The 1,577-nt window shown below is 68.1% G+C and carries 1 protein-coding gene; it reads right to left on the minus strand.

What is annotated here, in order from left to right; genetic code table 11:
• The coding region (locus tag FJY88_14290; protein ID MBM3288496.1) for a penicillin-binding protein 2 at positions 1-1,217 on the minus strand (1,217 nt) is incomplete at its 3' end.
• Positions 1,218-1,577 lie beyond the last annotated feature (360 nt).

The following is a 1,577-nucleotide window of genomic DNA, read 5'->3' on the forward strand; positions in this document are numbered from 1 at the left end:
TGGCCGAACGCCTGCGTGATCAGCGAGCGACTCGACCATGTGGAGGGATCCGGGATCCTGCCCCGTTCCTCTCCCGGGATCTCCACGCCGGTCGGGACTCCGAAGCCGAGGAGGCGCTCCATCCGGTAGAATTCCTGATCGCCCGCCCTCTCCGCGACCTTGCCTGTTCCGATGTTGCTGCTGTGCGCCAGCACCTCCCAGGCCCGGAGCGTCCCGTACGGATCATGATCGCTGATCACGCCGCCCGGCACCCGCCTCTCGCCCTTGTTACAGTCGTAGAGATCGTCGGGGCGAAGCTCGCTGGCCTCGATCGCCGCCGCGAAGGCGACCAGCTTGTAGGTCGATCCCGGCTCGTAGTTCTCGCTGACGCCCCAGACTCGCCAGCTCAAGGTGTCGGCGTCGCCGACCTCCGCCGGATCGAACGCCGGCTGCGAGGCGAACGCGAGGATCTCTCCCGTGCGCGGATCGAGGAGGATCGCCGTCCCCCCTCGGGCACCCTGCTCCTCGACCGCCTCGCGCAGGCGGGCGTCGACGATCTGCTGGAAGCGGGCATCGATCGTCACCTCGGCCGTCGCGCCGATCCTCGGGCTCTCGAGGATCACCCGGCCGGGGCCCTCGTGGCGTCTGCTGTAGCCCGATCGGAAGTCGAGCATCCTCCCCTCCTCGCCGGCGAGGTGCTCGTCGTAGCGCGCCTCCAGTCCGAGCAGCCCTTCCCCATCGACGCCCGTCGTGCCGAGGAGAGGCGCGGCGGCGGACCCCAGTGGATAGAGGCGTTTCGGCTCGGAAAGGCGGATGAGGGCCGGAGCGAACTCCTTCTCGAGCTGGATCGCGTCGGCTTCCAGAATCGTTCTGCGGATCAGCCAAACGAATCGCCTTCCCACCGGGGCGCGATCGAGGATCTGGCGGACCTCCGGCGCGCGGAGGAGGCCGCGCCGCTCCAGGGCGAGGGCGAGAGCTTCGGGGTCGGTCAGCCGCGCGGGATCGACGGCCAGGGAGCTTCCCTCGACGGAGAGCGCCAGGGGCTCTCCCGCCCGATCGAGGATCGGTCCCCGTAGGCTGGGGATCTTGATCAGTTCCGCCTGCTGGCTCCGCGCCTTCGATCGCAGCGCGCTGCCTCGAAGGATCGTCAGCTGCGCGGCGCGCAACCACAGGGTCAGGAGCCCTGCGATGACTATGAGAAGAAGAGTTCTGTAGCGATCACCTCTCCAGCGTCCCATTCCCTCCCTCGCCGGCCATCGTCTCGGCCTGCGCTACCCCGCCCCGGAGCATACGCGTCAATCGTATGGACGCTGCCTGCACAAAGCTCACGCGCCGCGTCGCCTCCTCCCCTCGCGTGCGCGGCGTCGATGGAAGGAGGATGCGCTGGCCCGAAGCGGCGACCGCCATCCCCCACTTCTCTTGCGCGACCTGCTGCACTTCCGTGAAACGGCACTCCTGCTTCAGCCTCGTCCGCAGGATCGCTTCGTCGGTCTCGAGAGACTGGAGATGCCGCTCCAGCCGCTCGATCCTTCCGCTCGTCTCCTTGATTGCGAGGCGCTCCCAGGTCAGCAGAAGCAGGAAGGAAAAGAAGCCGACCA

It is taken from the genome of Candidatus Eisenbacteria bacterium (assembly GCA_016867495.1).
GTDB lineage: Bacteria > Eisenbacteria > RBG-16-71-46 > CAIMUX01 > VGJL01 > VGJL01.